At 66.2% G+C, this 16,848-nt stretch carries 17 protein-coding genes; 12 read left to right on the forward strand and 5 right to left on the reverse strand.

Annotated elements, in window-relative coordinates; genetic code table 11:
- Nucleotides 1-73: 73 nt before the first annotated feature.
- From EJ903_RS11080 to tldD, 4 genes are all read right to left on the reverse strand, one after another.
- Nucleotides 74-598, reverse strand: a complete 525-nt coding sequence (locus EJ903_RS11080) for a glycine cleavage system transcriptional repressor (RefSeq protein ID WP_126615091.1) — start codon at nucleotides 596-598, stop codon at nucleotides 74-76.
- A gap of 46 nt (nucleotides 599-644) precedes the next feature.
- Entirely contained in the window at nucleotides 645-1,406 is a 762-nt protein-coding gene (locus EJ903_RS11085) for a glycosyltransferase family 2 protein (RefSeq protein WP_126615093.1), read from the reverse strand.
- Nucleotides 1,407-1,469: 63 nt separating this feature from the next.
- Nucleotides 1,470-1,865: a hypothetical protein gene (locus EJ903_RS11090; RefSeq protein WP_126615095.1), complete on the reverse strand. Its 396-nt coding sequence runs from the start codon at nucleotides 1,863-1,865 to the stop codon at nucleotides 1,470-1,472.
- 170 nt (nucleotides 1,866-2,035) lie between these two features.
- Nucleotides 2,036-3,469, reverse strand: a complete 1,434-nt coding sequence (gene tldD, locus EJ903_RS11095; RefSeq protein WP_126615097.1) for a metalloprotease TldD — start codon at nucleotides 3,467-3,469, stop codon at nucleotides 2,036-2,038.
- A 223-nt stretch (nucleotides 3,470-3,692) separates the two neighbouring features.
- Here tldD and EJ903_RS11100 point away from each other — a divergent pair, with 223 nt between their 5' ends.
- The 10 genes from EJ903_RS11100 (at nucleotide 3,693) to EJ903_RS11140 (ending at nucleotide 13,511) form a co-directional block, all read left to right on the forward strand.
- Nucleotides 3,693-5,054, forward strand: coding sequence for a DUF3422 family protein (locus EJ903_RS11100; protein ID WP_126615099.1), 1,362 nt, complete (start codon nucleotides 3,693-3,695; stop codon nucleotides 5,052-5,054).
- Between the two features lie 560 nt (nucleotides 5,055-5,614).
- Entirely contained in the window at nucleotides 5,615-6,460 is an 846-nt protein-coding gene (gene coxB / locus EJ903_RS11105; protein ID WP_126615101.1) for a cytochrome c oxidase subunit II, read from the forward strand.
- Nucleotides 6,461-6,591: 131 nt separating this feature from the next.
- A complete protein-coding gene (ctaD, locus tag EJ903_RS11110; RefSeq protein WP_126615103.1) occupies nucleotides 6,592-8,187 on the forward strand; it encodes a cytochrome c oxidase subunit I in 1,596 nt (531 codons plus the stop codon).
- Between the two features lie 135 nt (nucleotides 8,188-8,322).
- Nucleotides 8,323-9,222 (forward strand): heme o synthase, encoded by a 900-nt coding sequence (gene cyoE, locus EJ903_RS11115; RefSeq protein WP_126615105.1) that lies wholly within the window; start codon nucleotides 8,323-8,325, stop codon nucleotides 9,220-9,222.
- Nucleotides 9,219-9,386 (forward strand): hypothetical protein, encoded by a 168-nt coding sequence (locus tag EJ903_RS26970; RefSeq protein WP_158627920.1) that lies wholly within the window; start codon nucleotides 9,219-9,221, stop codon nucleotides 9,384-9,386. The genes cyoE and EJ903_RS26970 overlap by 4 nt, the downstream gene beginning before the upstream one ends.
- A 5-nt stretch (nucleotides 9,387-9,391) precedes the next feature.
- Entirely contained in the window at nucleotides 9,392-10,000 is a 609-nt protein-coding gene (locus tag EJ903_RS11120; RefSeq protein ID WP_126615107.1) for a cytochrome c oxidase assembly protein, read from the forward strand.
- 19 nt (nucleotides 10,001-10,019) lie between these two features.
- The gene (locus EJ903_RS11125; RefSeq protein WP_126615109.1) at nucleotides 10,020-10,889 is read left to right on the forward strand and encodes a cytochrome c oxidase subunit 3; all 870 of its coding nucleotides are present in this window, start codon (nucleotides 10,020-10,022) and stop codon (nucleotides 10,887-10,889) included.
- Nucleotides 10,890-10,898: 9 nt separating this feature from the next.
- Nucleotides 10,899-11,270: a DUF983 domain-containing protein gene (locus tag EJ903_RS11130; protein ID WP_174237281.1), complete on the forward strand. Its 372-nt coding sequence runs from the start codon at nucleotides 10,899-10,901 to the stop codon at nucleotides 11,268-11,270.
- Entirely contained in the window at nucleotides 11,267-12,040 is a 774-nt protein-coding gene (locus EJ903_RS11135) for an SURF1 family protein (protein ID WP_126615113.1), read from the forward strand. The genes EJ903_RS11130 and EJ903_RS11135 overlap by 4 nt, the downstream gene beginning before the upstream one ends.
- Complete coding sequence (locus tag EJ903_RS11140) at nucleotides 12,018-13,511, forward strand: carboxypeptidase M32 (RefSeq protein ID WP_126615115.1); 1,494 nt, start codon at nucleotides 12,018-12,020, stop codon at nucleotides 13,509-13,511. Before EJ903_RS11135 ends, EJ903_RS11140 begins: the two co-directional genes overlap by 23 nt.
- Nucleotides 13,512-13,587: 76 nt before the next feature.
- On the opposite strand, the gene EJ903_RS11145 is transcribed toward EJ903_RS11140, so the two are convergent.
- Complete coding sequence (locus EJ903_RS11145; protein WP_126615117.1) at nucleotides 13,588-13,935, reverse strand: gamma-glutamylcyclotransferase family protein; 348 nt, start codon at nucleotides 13,933-13,935, stop codon at nucleotides 13,588-13,590.
- 205 nt (nucleotides 13,936-14,140) lie between these two features.
- Here EJ903_RS11145 and thrC point away from each other — a divergent pair, with 205 nt between their 5' ends.
- On the forward strand, nucleotides 14,141-15,562 hold the full coding sequence (thrC, locus tag EJ903_RS11150; RefSeq protein WP_126615119.1) for a threonine synthase: 1,422 nt from the start codon (nucleotides 14,141-14,143) through the stop codon (nucleotides 15,560-15,562).
- The gene (locus tag EJ903_RS11155; protein WP_126615121.1) at nucleotides 15,559-16,818 is read left to right on the forward strand and encodes a M16 family metallopeptidase; all 1,260 of its coding nucleotides are present in this window, start codon (nucleotides 15,559-15,561) and stop codon (nucleotides 16,816-16,818) included. Before thrC ends, EJ903_RS11155 begins: the two co-directional genes overlap by 4 nt.
- The last annotated feature ends 30 nt before the right edge of the window (nucleotides 16,819-16,848 follow it).

The raw sequence follows: 16,848 nt of genomic DNA on the forward strand, positions 1-16,848 counted from the left end.
CAAGAAGACGCACAAGATCGGGGACACTCCCGATCCTGTGCGGATCACACCTATGGATGCAATCAAAAACCGATTAGAGCGATTCGGTTTTGCAATTCAAGGACAGCGTTTCGGCGGTGTTGGCAACGGCGGAGAGGCAGACCTCCGCCCGTTCCGGCGGAATTGCCACCGAAAAGCGCAGGGAGTAGCGTTCGCCGCTGCGGTCGGGCAGGGTCTGCGCGTCGAGCCGGACGATGTTGGCCCCGAACTGGGTGAAGATGTCCGAGAGGCGGGCGATCAGGCCGGGTTGATCGCCGCCCGACACCTCCACCCGGTGGGTGACAAGGGTTTGCGGGCCGGGGGCCGGATCAAAGGCAAAGGGCGTGACCTTCACCTGCGCGCCCGCCAGCTCCGGGACCGCCGACAGGCTGGCCTGCACCGCGTCCACGCTCAGCCCGCCGGGCAGTTCGCACACCGCCGAAAACTCGGCCCCGCTGCCCAGCGAGGCGAAGGTCGCGTCGCGCAAATTGATTCCCGAATCGAACAGATGCCCGGTGATGGCCGAAACCAGCCCGACGCGATCCGGGCAAAAGGTCGATACCAACGCCAATCCGCTCATCGCTGCCTCCCTGGAGTGTTTTTTCTGTTGGGGTCTGACGGGGCCGTCAGGCGGGCCGCCAATGGCGGGATTTGCCGCCATGCTGGGCGGGCGGCATGCGCGCCGTGAAGGTCATGTCGTGCAACTCGCTGATGTGATAGTCGAAATTGATCTGGCCGAAATCCGCCGGGAACCCCGCCCCGAACGCCCGATGGTATTTGTTGGCGAAGGTGGACACATCCGTTCCCATCGCCGTGGTCTTGTGCGTCGATTGGCTGTTCGGATCCTCGTCCGGGTTGGTGGCGAGATGGCCGCCGGGCAGCAGTTCGCACCGCCCGCCCAGCGCCCAGACGCGCAGGGCCAGATCGGGATCGCCGTAATGGGCGCGGAAGTCTGTGGAAAACCAGCCGCCCACCTCCTCGACGCTGCGGCGGGTCATCACCGGGAAATAGGCGTAATAGAGGCCGTAGATCGCGCCGAAATGCGGGTGATCGGGCCGGTGCAGACCGCCGAGAAAGGGGAAATCCAACTGTTCCTTGGCGGCTAACCGGTCGGCCACGCCATCAAGCCAGCCGGGCAGGGCAAGGTGGTCGTCGCTCATCGCGACGATGATGTCGCCGGTTGAGGCGGCGAAACCGTTGGCGTGGGCGGTGCAGTTGCCGCGCCGCTCCGTCTCGATGACCGGAACCACGCGCGGTGACTCGATGGCGAAGGGGGCCACCGTCACGATTTCATACTCGTGCCCGGCGCTGTGATCGTGGATGGAGCGGATCGCCGCCTCGGCCAACGACGCCCGCAGGGTGGGCAGAATGATGGAGAAGGTCGGCATCGTCGTCGCGTCCGCGCTGTGGCGTGAAGAAATGGGGGACGCTGGGCCGATCAGGCGCGGCGATCAGGCGCGATGCGGCCCATCTGGTTGGGCCGCGTCGGTGGTGTCGTCCACCCCGTTGCCGGTGGCGTTCGCCGCCTGTGCTGCCTTGCGCTTGCGCCACAACCGGGTCAGCAGCATCAGAACCGCGCCCAGCACCACCCCCGACAGGCCCAGCGCGATCAGGCCGAGACCCAGCCCGAAGGCGGGCGGCATTTCGCCGCTGATCGGGCCGGGCGTGTCCCGTTCCACGATGGGCGTCAGAAACAGGATTCCCAGCGCCCCCATCAGGCCGATGCCCATGAAGGACCCGGACAGCGCCCAATAGGCTTGCACCAGCCCACGCCGGTTCGCGGCGATCCAGATGGCCCAGGCGTTGACCGCGACCAGCCCCACCAGAATCACAGTCATCACAGCCATACGGAACCATCCATCAAACGCACCAACGGCCAGACACATCCAGTGTGCGGGGCCGTCGAACAGGGTGTCCGTTGACTAAGCGGGTGCAGCCCCCGTCTGTCAAGCGGGGGCTGCCGGTTTCAGGTTGGCGCGGCAGCGGCCGGTTGCCGCTGCTGCGGCTTTGCCCGGCTTCAGCCCGCCGTGCCGCCCACGGTCAGACCGTCCAGGCGCAGGGTCGGTTGGCCGACGCCGACCGGCACGCCCTGGCCATCCTTGCCGCAGGTGCCGACGCCGGGGTCGAGGCGGCTGTCGTTGCCGATCATCGACACGCGGGTCAGGCTGTCCGGCCCGTTGCCGATCAGGGTGGCCCCCTTCACCGCCGGGCCGATCTTGCCGTCTTCGATCAGATAGGCCTCGCTGGCCGAGAAGACGAACTTGCCGTTGGTGATGTCCACCTGACCGCCGCCGAAATTCTTGGCGTACAGTCCCTTTTTGACGGAGGCGATGATCTCCTCCGGGCTGTGGTGGCCGTTGCGCATCACCGTGTTGGTCATGCGCGGCATCGGGTGATAGGCGAAGCTCTGCCGCCGCCCGTTGCCGGTCGGGCGCATCCCCATCAGCCGGGCGTTCAGGCGGTCCTGCATGAAGCCGACCAGGATGCCGTCCTCCACCAGCGTGGTGCATTGGCCCGGCGTGCCCTCGTCATCGACGGAGATGGAGCCGCGCGCGTTGTCGATGGTCCCGTCATCGACGATGGTCACGCCGGGGGCGGCGATGCGCTGGCCCAGCAGCCCGGCGAAGGCCGAGGTCTTCTTGCGGTTGAAGTCGCCCTCCAGCCCGTGGCCGATGGCCTCGTGCAGCAGGATGCCCGGCCAGCCATTGCCCAGCACGACCGTCATCTCCCCGGCGGGAGCGGGGACGGAGGTGAGGTTCATCAGGGCCTGGCGCAGCGCCTCGTCGGCGAAGGCGCGCCAAGTCTCCGGCTGGATGTAATGCTCGTAGGTGACGCGGCCGCCGCCGCCGTGGCTGCCGGTTTCCATGCGGTCGCCCTCGGCCACCACGACGGAGACGTTCAGGCGGACCAGCGGGCGCAGGTCGGCCACGCGCACGCCGTCGCCGCGCAGGATCTGCACCGCCTGCCATTCGCCGCTGATCGAGCAGCTCACCTGCCGCACGCGCTCGTCCTTGGCGCGGGTGTAGGCGTCAATGTCGGCCAGCAGCTTCACCTTCTCGGCGAAGGGAACCAGCGGCAGCGGGTTGTCGGGGATGTACAGCGCGCGGTTGGTCCCGCCCGGCGGTTCGGCCAGCGTGCCGCTGTGGCCCGACTGCACCGCGCGCACGGTGGCCGCCGCGCGGCGGATCGCGTCCTCCGACAGGGTGGAGGCGTGGGCGAAGCCGGTCGCCTCCCCGGCGATGGCGCGCAGGCCAAAGCCCTGGGTGGTGTCGAAGCTGGCCGACTTCAGCTTGCCATCGTCCCAACCCAGCGATTCGCTTTGGGCGTATTCCAAATACAGCTCGCCGTCATCGGCGTTGGCGAGAGCCTCTTGCACGACGCCTTCCACGCGGGCGCGGTCCATACCCGCGCGGTTGAAGAAGAGATCGTCGGTGATGGCAAGCGCGCTCATGGGCACTCCGGGTTTTGGGCAGGGTTTCGCTCTGGCCGTTTCGCTCTGGCCGGATCGCCGGCGAACGCCGCAAGGGTGGAACATCCGCCGCCGCTCTCGCGTGGATCGGCGGGGTGTGTCAAACATCGTTCCATACAGTGTGGCGCTGCAAACGCCGTCCGGCAAGGCTTGGCGTTTGGACAGCCGCGACCGCAGAACAAAAAGCAGGCGGCAGGGGGCAGGGATGAACGAGCGTGAGGCGCGGCAGACGCATGGGGCGCAGGTCGGTGGCGGGGCTGCGCCCGTCGGTTCGGCCCTGATCGACCACCCGCTGCGGCTGGCCCTGACCAACGAGGTGCACGCCCGGCCGCCGGAATCGATGACGGCCCCGGTGCGCGTCACCATGCTGGCCATGCTGTCGGGCGAGGGGGCGGGGGAAACCGACCGCCGCCATCTGGAATCCCTGTGCGATTGGGCGGGCATCCCCCGCCCGTCGCTGGGGGCCACCCACCACAGCGCGTCGTTCGGCAGCTTCCGCCTGAAATGGGAACGCCACACCGAATTTTCGACCTGGACCATCTTTCGCCCCAGCGTCACCCCGGTGGGTGCCCTGACCGATCCCTTTCTGGAACCGGCCCTGAACGCGGTCCCGCGCGACTGGGTGAACGGCCTGCCGGGGGAGCGCATCGTCGGCGTCCACATCGCCGTGCTGGACGACCAGTCGCCCGAACCATCCGCCAACATGATGGCGGCGATGTTCGGATCGGAAAGCTACGTCGGGTCGCGACTCGCCGGACGCTCCGCCACCGCCTGGACCGATTTCCGCATCCACGGCGATGGCTATTCCCGGATGCTGGTGCTCGATCATTCGATGACGCCGCGCCAGACCGGCCGCGTTGTCCAGCGCCTGCTGGAAATCGAAACCTATCGGGTGATGGCGCTGTTGGCCCTGCCGATGGCGCGCGGGGTTCTGCCGCGCATCAACCCGATCGAAGCCGGGTTGGCCGATGTCACCACCCGAATCGCCACCCTGCGCGGATTGCAGGATGAACGCGACCTGCTCGACCGTTTGACCCTGCTGGCCGCCCAGGCCGAACAGATCGCGTCCGAAACCGCCTACCGCTTCGGCGCGGCGCGCGCCTATCACGAGTTGGTGGAAAAGCGCATCGACGAGTTGCGGGAAATCCGCATCGAGGGCCTGCAAACCGTCCGCGAGTTCATGGACCGTCGGTTGACCCCGGCGATTCGCACCTGCGAGGCGGTGGAGCGGCGTTTGCACACCCTGTCCCAGCGAGTCGCCCGCGCCAGCAACCTGCTGCGCACCCGCGTGGAGATCGCGGTGGAGGGGCAGAACGCCGAGCTTCTGCAATCCATGGATCGGCGGGCGCAGCTGCAATTGCGCCTTCAGGAGACGGTGGAGGGGCTGTCGGTGGTGGCGATCAGCTACTACCTCGTCGGGATCGTGGGGTACGCCGCCAAGGGGTTGAAGGGTTTCGGTTTGAAGGTAGACCCTGATCTGTTGGTTGGGCTGATGATTCCGATTGTGATCGCGTTTGTGTGGTCAGGTGTTCGGCGCATTCGCAAAGTGATCGCGGGCAATCATTGATGGGACTCCGCGATTTATTATTATGAACTACAAAAGTTGCTCTGCATCTTTTCATCGGGCGCGCCACAGACAGCGCGCCTTTTTGTTTTAAAAATTTTTGCCTTCTGTTTGCCGGGGTGGGTCTCGGTTGGCGATGTGTGGTAAGGACAATACAGTATAGAATCAAAACAAATTTCAGCGCGCGGAGCAACGTTGTGGTCCTGACACGCGTTTTCAGCCGTTAGCAAGACAAACAAACTGCGGCGAAATGACGCGTTGATTAACCGCGCTTGCAACTCAGCCTTTTTGCTTAGCGGAGTCGTCGAACACGTTCAGACACTTGGCTCTTGGGGGAGCCAGGAATCGCTTGTAACCGAGTGTGATGTGGGGATAAGCTGGGCTTGCGGGGAATGACGCCCTCCGAATGGCATGAACCCTGCATCATCCGGTTTTAGCTGAAATGCCCGATCATCTTCGAACAAGACTGCTTGGTGTTCGAACAATTATGGGCGAAAGCGGTTCCGGCGGGAAGAGACGACTGTGGCCTATGACGAAAGTCACAGCATAGACGAGGGTTGGGGATGAAACGGCAACACATGCGCGCCGCCGGGCTTGTGGCGGCTCTCACACTTGCGGGGGTCTGCGGCACGGCGCTGGCGAGCGAGCCGCACCCGTGGCAGTTGGGGCTGCAAGAGGCGGCCTCCCCGGTCAAGCACATGATGGATTCGTTCCACAACCTGCTGACCGCGATCATCACGGTGATCGTGCTGTTCGTGGCCGCGCTGCTGGCCTATTGCGTGGTCCGCTTCAGCGCCAAGCGCAACCCGGTCCCGTCCAAAACCTCGCACCACACGCTGCTTGAGGTGGCCTGGACCGTGATCCCGGTCATCATCCTGATCGTGGTCGCCGTTCCGTCCTTCAAGCTGCTCTACATGGCCGAACGGATCCCGCAGGCCGACATGACCATCAAGGTCACGGGGCGGCAATGGTACTGGGATTACGAATACCCCGATCACGGCAACATCGCCTTCTCCAGCTACATCATCCAGGAATCCGACCTGAAGCCCGGCCAACGCCGGATGCTGGAGGTGGACAACCGCGTGGTCGTGCCGGTCAACGCCACGGTGCGTTTGCTGGTGACGGCGGGCGACGTCATCCATTCCTGGGCCATCCCGGCCTTTGGCGTGAAGAAGGACGGCATGCCGGGCCGCATCAACGAGACCTGGTTCAAGGCCGAGCGCGAGGGCGTCTATTACGGCCAATGCTCGGAAATCTGCGGGACCAACCACGGCTACATGCCGATCGCGGTCGAGGTCGTGTCCAAGGACAAGTTCGACGCCTGGGTTGCCAAGGCCAAAACCGCCTTTGCCCCGCGCGAGGGCAACCGCGACGTGGCGCAGGCCCCCGCCGCCGTCACCGTGGAGTGACGCCGGGTGGAGTGACGCCGGACGCCCCGGCAACCGCCGAATAAGAACCACACCCAGCCACCGGCCCGGCGACCCGACAGCGAACACGCGCGGCGGACGGACCCGAGGGGCAGCGACAAAGGGTTAGAGACATGGCAGACGCCCACCACGGCCACGATCACGGACACGACCACCACATTCCAGGGTTCGTGCCGCGCTGGTTCTTCTCCACCAACCACAAGGACATCGGAACGCTCTACCTGATCTTCTCGGTGATCGCCGGGCTGATCGGCGGGCTGTTCTCCGTCATCATGCGGCTGGAGTTGCAATCCCCCGGGTTGCAGTTCGTCGCCGACGGCCAGGTGTGGAACGTGCTCATCACCGCGCACGGCCTCATCATGGTGTTCTTCGTTGTCATGCCCGCCTTGATCGGCGGCTTTGGCAACTGGTTCGTGCCGCTCATGATCGGGTCGCCCGACATGGCCTTTCCGCGCATGAACAACATCAGCTTCTGGCTGATCGTTCCGGCCTTCCTGCTGCTGCTGGGATCGGCCTTCGTCGGCAATGGCGCTGGCACGGGTTGGACGGTCTATCCGCCGTTGTCCTCACCGTTGGGCCACAGTGGGCCGTCGGTCGATATGGCGATCTTCGCGCTGCATCTGGCCGGTGCCAGCTCGATCCTGGGCGCTGTGAACTTCATCACCACCATTTTCAACATGCGCGCGCCGGGCATGACCCTGCACAAGATGCCGCTGTTCGTCTGGGCGATGCTGGTCACGGCCTTCCTGCTGCTGCTGGCGGTTCCGGTGCTGGGCGGTGCCATCACCATGCTGCTGACCGACCGCAATTTCGGGAGCACCTTCTTCAACCCGGAGGGCGGCGGCGACCCGATGCTGTTCCAGCATCTGTTCTGGTTCTTCGGCCACCCCGAAGTCTACATCATGATCCTGCCGGCCTTCGGCATCATCAGCCACATCATCTCGACCTTCTCCAAGAAGCCGGTGTTCGGGTATCTCGGCATGGCCTACGCCATGGTCGCCATCGGCGTGGTCGGCTTCGTCGTGTGGGCGCACCACATGTACACGGTCGGTCTGGATGTGGACACCAAGGCCTACTTCACCGCCGCCACCATGATCATCGCGGTTCCCACCGGCGTGAAGATCTTCTCCTGGATCGCCACCATGTGGGGCGGGTCGATCGAGTTCAAGGTGCCGATGCTGTGGGCGATCGGCTTCATCTTTCTGTTCACCGTCGGCGGCGTGACTGGCGTGGTCCTGGCCAACGGCGGCTTGGACAACGTCATGCACGACACTTATTACGTCGTCGCGCACTTCCACTATGTGCTGTCGCTGGGTGCGGTCTTCTCGATCTTCGCGGGCTGGTATTACTGGATCGGCAAGATGTCGGGCCGCCAATACCCGGAATTCTGGGGCAAGGTCCACTTCTACACCACCTTCATCGGCGTCAACATGCTGTTCTTCCCGCAGCATTTCCTGGGTCTGGCGGGCATGCCGCGCCGCATCCCGGATTACCCGGACGCCTATGCCGGGTGGAACATGATCTCCTCCTTCGGGGCCTACATCTCCTTCGCCTCGACCCTGCTGTTCGTCTGGATCGCCATCAAGACGCTGCGCAGCGGCGAGCGGGTGCCGGGTGCCTATTGGGGGCCGGAGGCCACGACGTTGGAATGGACCGTCAGCTCGCCGCCGCCGTTCCACGCCTTTGAAACCCTGCCCCGGATCAAGTGAACCGGGCTGGGTGAGGATCCCGTCGGGCGGCCAGCGCGCCGCCCGACCGGAACGCCAAACATCGGACGCTGCCAAAGATTCGGACGCTGCAAGCAAAGACAGCGACACACCAGACACAGGCGGGGAGGGACAGCCATGACGGACACAGCGTTGGAGCGGGTTCCCGGCGCATCCGCCGGTGATTACATCGAGTTGCTGAAGCCACGGGTCATGTCCCTGGTGGTGTTCACCGGGTTGGCCGGGCTGGTGCTGGCCCCCGGCCACATCCACCCGCTGATCGGGGCGGTGGCGGTGCTGTGCATCGCGGTCGGGGCGGGGGCCTCGGGCGCGATCAACATGTGGTACGACCGCGACATCGACGCGGTGATGGCGCGCACCGCCAAACGCCCGATCCCGTCGGGCCGGGTGGGCGCGGACGAGGCGTTGGGCTTTGGTGTCACTTTGGCGGTGCTGTCCACCCTGGTGATGGGCATCGGCGTCAATTGGACGGCGGCGGCGCTGTTGGCCCTGACCATCCTGTTCTACATCGTCGTCTACACCATGGGCCTGAAGCGGCGGACGCCGCAGAACATCGTCATTGGTGGGGCCGCCGGGGCCTTTCCGCCGATGATCGGCTGGGCGGCGGTGACGGGCGACGTCTCGGTCGCGTCGATCCTGCTGTTCCTGCTGATCTTCCTGTGGACGCCGCCGCATTTCTGGGCGCTGGCCCTGTTCCGCAACAGCGATTACACGCGGGCGGGCGTGCCGATGATGCCAGTGGTCGCCGGGCCGGACTCCACCAAACGCCAGATGCTGCTCTACACGATGGTGCTGCTGCCGGTCGCCGCCGCCCCCTATTTTGTCGGGATCGCCGGTCCGGTCTATCTGGCGGTGTCCAGCCTGTTGGGGCTGATGTTTGTCGGCAGCGCGCTGCGGGTGCTGCGCTCCACCGACGATGGCCCGGCCAAGAAGATGTTCGGTTTTTCCATTCTGTACCTGTTCCTGCTGTTCGCCCTGATGATCGGCGAGCGGCTTGTCGTGGGAGGTGGAGCATGACGGTGGTTGATCGCAACGATCCGACGATGGGGACCAGCCGTTCGGAGGCCGATGAGCGGGCCAAGCGGCTGCGCGGGCGCAATCTGGCGGTGCTGGCCGGTCTGGTCGGGCTGGTGGCGCTGTTCTACGGCATCACCATCGTCCGCATGGGCGCGGGGCACTGACCGCGATGGACCCGTCGCTGCGCCGCCGCAACCGGATCATCCTGACCTCGCTGTTCGGGTTGGTCTTCGCGATGATCGGTTTGGCCTACGCTTCGGCTCCGCTCTATTCGCTGTTCTGCTCGGTCACGGGCTTCGGCGGCACGACGCAGCGGGCGTCGGCGGCCCCCGCCACGGTGATCGACCGCAAGGTGACGGTGCGCTTCAACGCCGACACCAACATGAATTTGCCCTGGGCCTTCCGCCCGGAGCAAAAGGAGCTGGTGTTGAAGATGGGGGAAACCGGTCTGGCCGCCTATCGGGCGGAAAACCGGTCGGCGCGGCCCACGGTGGGAACCGCCATGTACAACGTCACACCCGACAAGGTGGGGCGCTATTTCAACAAGCTCGAATGCTTCTGCTTCACCGAGCAGATTTTGCAACCGGGGCAGTCGGTGGACATGCCGGTGGCGTTCTTTGTCGATCCGGCGATGAACGACGACCGCAACATGGACGACGTCACCACCATCACGCTGTCCTACACCTTCTTCCGCGCCAAAGACAGCGACGCCGTTCTGGCCCAGCAGCAGGCGGGAAGCAATCAAAAGGCGGCGCCCAGCGCGACCGCCACGAACTGACCAATGGGGTTGAGACACGATGGCCGACATCACCCACGGGCACGCGCCGCATGAACCTTCCGCTTCGGATGGAGCCGGGGTTCCCCATCCCTACCATCTGCTGAATCCCAGCCCCTGGCCGCTGTTGGGGGCCTTCGCCGGCGGGTTGCTGGCCACCGGACTGGTCCTGTTCATGCACGGATCCGGCAAGCTGGTGATGATCCTGGGCGTGCTGGCGGTGCTGGGCGTCATGTATGGCTGGTGGCGCGACGTCATCAAGGAGGCGGTGGTCGAAAAGGCGCACACGCCGGTCGTGAAGATCGGTTTGCGCTATGGCATGTCGCTGTTCATCGCGTCGGAGGTGATGTTCTTCGCCGCCTTCTTCTGGGCCTTCTTCAGCGCCGCCCTGTTCCCCAAGGCGTCGCCGACCAACCCGGACGCCCATTGGCCGCCGGTGGGGATCGAGGTCATTGACCCGTTCCACATGCCGCTGATGATGACGTTGATCCTGCTGCTGTCGGGCGTGACGGTGACCTGGGCGCACCACGCCATCATCGAGGGCAAGAACAAGGAAGCGTCGAAGGCGCTGGGCCTGACCGTGCTGCTGGGCGTGATGTTCACCTTCTTCCAGGGCTATGAATACGCCCACGCCGCGTTCAAGTTCACCGACGGCATCTTCCCATCCACCTTCTACATGGCCACCGGCTTCCACGGCTTCCACGTGCTGGTCGGCACGATCTTCCTGGCGGTGTGCTGGGTGCGCACGGCCAAGGGCCATTTCACCCCGCAAAGCCATTTCGGGTTCGAGGCGGCGGCCTGGTACTGGCACTTCGTGGACGTGGTGTGGCTGTTCCTGTTCGTGTCGGTCTATTGGTGGGGCGGTCATGGCGGGTCGACGGGTGGGCACTGAGGTATCGGCTTGACCGGTTATCACGCGAACATTTCCCCGGTGTCGGCGGGGCTGGCCTGCGCCTGCCCCCGCTGCGGCCGGGGAAAGCTGTTCAAGGGCTATCTGGACGTCGCCGAACGCTGCGACACCTGTGGCCTGGATTTTTCGAAGGTGGACAGCGGCGACGGTCCGGCGGTCTTCCTCATTTTCATCCTGGGCTTTCTTGTGGTCCCGGTGGCACTGTGGGTGTCGATGAACGTGGAGTGGCCCCTGTGGCTGCACGCGTTGGTGTGGGGGGCGGTGGTTCTGGGCCTGACGCTGGGGATGCTGCGCCCCGCCAAGGCCCTGGTGATCGCCCAACAATACCGTTACCGCCGCAGCGAGCTTGAGAAGGGTGAATGACCACAGCCCGTGTCTTCCGTCCGACGCGCGCCGCCACCCTGATGACCCTTCCGGCGATTGCCATCATGCTGGGGTTGGGGACATGGCAGTTCCAACGCATGGGTTGGAAGGCCGACCTGCTGGCGCGGGTGCAGGAACGCATCACCGCCCCGCCGGTGGCGTTGCCTGTCACGCTGGACGATCCGGCGGCATGGGAGTTCCGCCCGGTGACGCTGACCGGCCGCTTTCTCAACGACCGGGAAACGCTGGTTCTCGCCCGCCCGCGCCAGGGACAGGCCGGGTACGAGGTGGTGACACCGTTCGAGCGGGCGGACGGCGGCGGTGTCGTCCTGGTCAATCGTGGTTTCGTGCCGATGGATCATCGGCTCTCGGCCAACCGCGCGCCGGGCCGGATCGAGGGGGGGATCAGCCTGCGCGGCATCGTCCGCCTTCCGACCGCGCCAAGCCTGTTCCAGCCCGACAACGCGCCGGGTGCCCCGGTCTGGGTGCGCGTCGATCCACCGGCGATGGCCGCCGCGCTGAAGCTGCCCGCCGTGGCCCCGCTGGTGGTGGAGGCGTTGCCCGGTCAGACACCGGGCGGGTTGCCCGCCGGGATCGAGCCGCGCGTGGAGTTGCCCAACAACCACGCGCAATACGCGGCGACCTGGTACGGGCTGGCGGTCACGCTCGCGGTTGTGTATGTGCTGTCGCAGCGCAGACTCCGCCCAGACCCCGCCGTCACGGCGACAACCACAGGCCCGACGCCGCATGACCGCTTACCACGAGCTTGAACGCCGTTACGCCCGCATCGCCGCCATCGGCGACGCGCTGGGGATTTTGGGTTGGGACGCCCAAACCATCATGCCCGACGGCGCGAACGAGGGGCGGGCGGAGCAGATCGCCACCCTGTCGGTGATGTCGCACGAGCTGGCGACCGACCCCCGCCTGGGCGATCTGCTGGCCGAGGCGGAGGCCGACGGCGCGCTCGATCCCTGGCAGCGGGCCAACCTGCGCGAGATGCGCCGCAACCACGCCCACGCCACCGCCGTGCCCGCCGATCTGGTCGCGGCGATGAGCAAGGCGTCATCGCTGTGCGAAATGGTGTGGCGCAGCGCGCGGGCCGACAGCGATTTCGCCGCGCTCAAGCCCTCGCTGCAAACCGTGCTGGACTGCGTGCGCGAGAGCGCGGCGGCCAAAAGCGCGGCGATGGGGATCGCGCCCTACGATGCGCTGCTCGACGAATACGACCCCGGCGCGCGGATGGAGCGCATCGACGCGCTGTTCGCCGATCTCGCCGCTTTCCTGCCCGATCTGATTGGCCGGGTGATCGACAAACAGGCTGGGGAACCGCAACCGCTGCGCCCGGTCGGGCCGTTCGCGGTGGAGGACCAGCGGCGCTTCGGCGTGGCGATGATGGAGCGGATGGGCTTCGACTTCCAGCGCGGTCGGCTGGATGTGTCGCTGCACCCCTTCTGTGGCGGGGCGACCGACGATGTGCGGATGACCACCCGCTACGACGAGGCCGACTTCGCCAACGCGCTGATGGCGGTGATCCACGAAACGGGGCATGGCCTGTACGAGCAGGGCCGCCCGCGCGCCCATCTGGCCCAGCCGGTGGGGCAGGCGCGTGGTATGGCCGTGCACGAAAGCCAGTCGCTCATCATGGAGATGCAGGCCGCCCGCTCGGCCGAGTTCATCACCTGGCTGGCCCCGGTGGCGCGCGAGGCGTTCGGCGGCTCCGGTCCGGTGTGGGAGGTTGAGAATCTGCGTCGGCTCTATGGCCGGGTGGAGCGCGGCTTCATCCGCGTGGACGCCGACGAAGTGACCTATCCGGCCCACGTCATCCTGCGTTACCGGCTGGAACGGGCGATGGTCTCGGGCGATTTGAGTCTGGACGATCTGCCGGGGGCGTGGAACGACGGCATGAAGGAGCTGGTCGGCGTGGTCCCGCCCGACGATCGCCGGGGCTGCCTGCAGGACATCCATTGGCCCAGCGGCGGTTGGGGCTATTTCCCCAGCTACACCCTGGGGGCGATGACCGCCGCGCAACTGTTCGACGCGGCGCGGACGGCGGTCCCGGAGATTCCGGCGGCGTTGGGCCGTGGCGATTTCGCCCCGCTGGTCGGCTGGCTGCGCCGCAACGTCCACGACACCGGCTGTTTCCACCCGTCCGCCGACGCGCTGTTGGCCGCCGCCACCGGCCGCCCGCTCGACGTCGGGCTGTTCAAACGGCATCTGGAAACCCGCTATCTCGCGGCGTGACGCCCCGCTCCGGTGAACCGCGCCGCCCTCGGTTGGTGGGGGGGCGGTTCAACCGGGGTGGGCGATGCCGGGGCGATCAGGCCGGGGCGAAACGCGCGTCGACATAGACCCAGACGGTTTGTCCGGCGGCGGTGTCAGCGGCGACCCTTTTGTAGGCCGCGACCTCATACGCGTCGGCCTGCGCCAGTTCGGCGTCGGTGATCTCGAACACGGTTCCGTCCACCCGGTCGGCGTCGTTGCCGCTGAAGGCGATGATCGGGTGGTGGGTCTTGCCGCTGGTCTTGACCACCTCGGGATCGTCGATGGGAACCATCGTCCGGCCATAGCCAACCAGTTGATCCGGTTGCCCCTGCAACAGCCGCCCGAAGGTGGCGCGCTGCACATCCTCTTGTTGCAGGGTGCCATAGGAAAACAGCAGGGGCATGATCGACCTCGGTGTTGTGGTGGGAGGCGTTGTGCTGGGTCGTGCTGGGGTGTGGGCGCAACGAGACACCGGCCGCGCCCCCCTGTCAACACGGCCGCTGCCCGGGGATCATCCGCCGGACGCAGAACGGGGCGTCGCGCGCGCCGCTTGCGCCGGGGGAGGGGGAGCGCTAACTATGCCTTCCTCATCGGACGGAGTGGAATCGGTGCAGTACGTCAGCACGCGGGGCGCGGCCCCGGTCCTTGGGTTTGAAGACGTTCTTCTGGCCGGGTTGGCCCGCGACGGTGGCCTGTATGTGCCGCAGAGCTGGCCGCAATTCTCGGCGGACGACATCCGCGCGCTGCGCGGTCTGCCCTACAGCGAAATCGCCGTCCGGGTCATGCTGCCCTTTCTGGGCGGGGCCATCGACGAGGACGCGTTCCGCGCCATCGTGACCGACGCCTACGCCAGCTTCGACCACAGCGCGGTGACGCCGCTGATCCAACTGGATCAAACCACCTGGGTGCTGGAGCTGTTCCACGGCCCGACGCTGGCCTTCAAGGATGTGGCGCTGCAGCTGCTGGGCCGCCTGTTCGATCATGTGCTGGCCAAGCGGGGCGAGCGCGTCACCATCGTTGGCGCGACCTCCGGCGACACCGGGTCGGCGGCCATCGAGGCCTGCCGCGACCGCCAGAACGTCGACATCTTCATCATGCACCCGAAGGGCCGCACGTCGGAGGTGCAGCGCCGCCAGATGACCAGCGTCCTGTCGTCGAACGTCCACAACATCGCGTTGGACGGCACCTTTGACGATTGTCAGGATCTGGTGAAGGGGATGTTCAACGACACCGCCTTCCGCGACACGATGGGGCTGTCGGCGGTCAATTCGATCAACTGGGCGCGCATCATGGCCCAGATCGTCTATTACTTCACCGCCGCCGTCGCGTTGGGCGCGCCCGACCGCAAGATCGCCTTCACCGTGCCGACCGGCAATTTCGGCAACGTCTACGCCGCCTATGGCGCGCGGGCGATGGGGCTGCCGATCGACAAGCTGGTGGTCGGATCGAACTCCAACGACATTCTGGCGCGTTTTTTTGCCAGCGGGACCATGGCCGCCGCGCCGGTTGTGCCTACCTTCAGTCCCAGCATGGACATTCAGATCTCCTCCAACTTCGAACGGCTGCTGTTCGATCTGCTGGACCGCGACGGCGACGCCGTGACGGCGGCGTTGAACCGTTTCCGTGCGGAGGGCAACTTCGCCGTCACCGACGCCCAACTGGCCAAGGCGCTCTCCATCTTCGCCGGCCACCGCGTGGGCGAGGACGGGACGATGGAGACCGTCGCCACCACCTGGGCCAACAGCGGCTATCTGCTCGATCCGCACACGGCGGTGGGCGTGGCGGCGGCCAAGGCGGCGAAAGCGAAGGCGGAGGTTGACCCGTCGGTGCCGATGGTGGTGCTCGCCACTGCCCATCCCGCCAAATTCCCCGACGCGGTGGAAAAGGCCAGCGGTCGCCGCCCGGCCCTGCCGCCGCGTCTGTCCGATCTTTACGAGCGTGAGGAGCGGTTGAGCGACCTGCCCAACGATCTGGCCACCGTCCAGGCGTTCGTCGCCGCCCGCGCCCGCGCCGCCCAGGAGGCCGCATGAGTTCCATTCGCGTCACGACATTGCCCAACGGGCTGCGCGTCGCCACCGACACCATGCCTGACGTGCAGTCCGTTTCGCTCGGCTGCTGGGTCGGGGTGGGAACCCGCAACGAGGCGGCCAGCGTCAACGGCGTGGCGCATCTGGTCGAACACATGCTGTTCAAGGGGACGCCGGGGCGCTCCGCCTTCCGCATTTCCGAGGAAATCGAGAATGTCGGCGGGCAACTGAACGCCTACACCACCCGCGAGCAGACCGCCTATTACGCCAAGGTCCTGCACGAGGATTCCGGGCTGGCCTTGGACATTCTCGCCGACATGATCCAGCATTCGACGCTCGACGCGGACGAGTTGGCGCGTGAACGCACCGTGGTGTTGCAGGAGATCGGCCAGAGCGCCGACACCCCCGACGACATCATCTTCGACCATTTCCAGGCCACCGCCTATCCGGGGCAGGCGCTGGGGCGCCCGGTGCTGGGGTCGTCGGAGATCGTCGCGGAGCTGCCGCGTCAGGCGCTGGTCGATTACATCGCCGGTCATTACGGCGCGCCCGGCATGGTGCTGTCGGCGGCGGGACGGATCGAGCATGACCGGCTGGTCGAGATGGCCGACAAGGCGTTCGGCCATCTGTCCAGCACCGCCCCGCCAAAGCCGGAGGCCGCGCAGTATCAGGGCGGCGATTACCGCGAGGCCCGCGATCTGGAACAGATGCACTTCGTCCTCGGCTTTGACGGGGTGGGGGTGCACGACCCGGATTTCTACGCCCATTCGGTGCTGTCCACCCTGCTGGGCGGGGGCATGTCGTCGCGCCTGTTCCAGGAGGTGCGGGAAAAGCGCGGTCTGGTCTATTCGATCTACACCTTCACCGGCGGCTATCACGACGGCGGCCTGTTCGGCGTCTACGCCGGAACGGGTGAGGATGAGGTGGCCGAACTGGTTCCGGTGATCTGCGACGAACTCGCCAAGGTGGGCGAGGATGTGACCGAGGACGAGGTCGCCCGCGCCCGAGCCCAGTTGAAGGCCGGGACGCTGATGGCGCTGGAAAGCACCATGTCGCGTTGCGAGCAACTGGGTCAGCAATTGCTGATCTACGACCGCCCGATTCCGGTGGACGAGATCGTCCGCAAGATCGATGGGGTGGATCGCGACACCGTGGTGGCGGCGGCCAAGCGCCTGCGCGCCAGCCGTCCGACGGTCGCGGCGTTGGGGCCGATCGACCGGCTGGAATCCTACGACCGCATCGCCGCGCGTTTGGCCTGATCGGGGGAGAGGGGGATGACGCGGCCGTGG

It is taken from the genome of Azospirillum griseum (genome assembly GCF_003966125.1).
In the GTDB taxonomy this organism is placed as follows: domain Bacteria; phylum Pseudomonadota; class Alphaproteobacteria; order Azospirillales; family Azospirillaceae; genus Azospirillum; species Azospirillum griseum.

Coding starts and splice junctions, on each gene's coding strand:
- EJ903_RS11080 (WP_126615091.1), bottom strand. CDS start 598: ATGAGCGGATTGGCGTTGGTATCGACCTTTTGCCCGGATCGCGTCGGG.
- EJ903_RS11085 (WP_126615093.1), bottom strand. CDS start 1,406: ATGCCGACCTTCTCCATCATTCTGCCCACCCTGCGGGCGTCGTTGGCC.
- EJ903_RS11090 (WP_126615095.1), bottom strand. CDS start 1,865: ATGGCTGTGATGACTGTGATTCTGGTGGGGCTGGTCGCGGTCAACGCC.
- tldD (WP_126615097.1), bottom strand. CDS start 3,469: ATGAGCGCGCTTGCCATCACCGACGATCTCTTCTTCAACCGCGCGGGT.
- EJ903_RS11100 (WP_126615099.1), top strand. CDS start 3,693: ATGAACGAGCGTGAGGCGCGGCAGACGCATGGGGCGCAGGTCGGTGGC.
- coxB (WP_126615101.1), top strand. CDS start 5,615: ATGAAACGGCAACACATGCGCGCCGCCGGGCTTGTGGCGGCTCTCACA.
- ctaD (WP_126615103.1), top strand. CDS start 6,592: ATGGCAGACGCCCACCACGGCCACGATCACGGACACGACCACCACATT.
- cyoE (WP_126615105.1), top strand. CDS start 8,323: ATGACGGACACAGCGTTGGAGCGGGTTCCCGGCGCATCCGCCGGTGAT.
- EJ903_RS26970 (WP_158627920.1), top strand. CDS start 9,219: ATGACGGTGGTTGATCGCAACGATCCGACGATGGGGACCAGCCGTTCG.
- EJ903_RS11120 (WP_126615107.1), top strand. CDS start 9,392: ATGGACCCGTCGCTGCGCCGCCGCAACCGGATCATCCTGACCTCGCTG.
- EJ903_RS11125 (WP_126615109.1), top strand. CDS start 10,020: ATGGCCGACATCACCCACGGGCACGCGCCGCATGAACCTTCCGCTTCG.
- EJ903_RS11135 (WP_126615113.1), top strand. CDS start 11,267: ATGACCACAGCCCGTGTCTTCCGTCCGACGCGCGCCGCCACCCTGATG.
- EJ903_RS11140 (WP_126615115.1), top strand. CDS start 12,018: ATGACCGCTTACCACGAGCTTGAACGCCGTTACGCCCGCATCGCCGCC.
- EJ903_RS11145 (WP_126615117.1), bottom strand. CDS start 13,935: ATGCCCCTGCTGTTTTCCTATGGCACCCTGCAACAAGAGGATGTGCAG.
- EJ903_RS11155 (WP_126615121.1), top strand. CDS start 15,559: ATGAGTTCCATTCGCGTCACGACATTGCCCAACGGGCTGCGCGTCGCC.